Consider the following 237-nt stretch of genomic DNA (forward strand, 5'->3'; position numbering starts at 1 on the left):
GATGTTTCAGTTCACTGCGTCTACCTCTTGCCAGCTATGGATTCACTAGTCAAGTAATCAGCGACTAAGCTGATTGGGTTGCCCCATTCGGAAATCTCCGGATCAAAGCGTACTTACCACTCCCCGAAGCATATCGGTGTTAGTCCCGTCCTTCATCGGCTCCTAGTACCAAGGCATTCACCATGCGCCCTTCATAACTTAACCTTAGCAGTCTTCGACTGCTTTGATTAATTGAGT

1 rRNA gene is annotated in these 237 nt (G+C 47.7%); it reads right to left on the reverse strand.

Annotation, left to right across the window (positions count from 1 at the left end):
- Positions 1 to 204 (reverse strand): 23S ribosomal RNA (locus H5S41_RS00105); the annotation flags it as partial.
- Positions 205 to 237 lie beyond the last annotated feature (33 nt).

Source organism: Limosilactobacillus albertensis (assembly GCF_014145555.1).
In the GTDB taxonomy this organism is placed as follows: domain Bacteria; phylum Bacillota; class Bacilli; order Lactobacillales; family Lactobacillaceae; genus Limosilactobacillus; species Limosilactobacillus albertensis.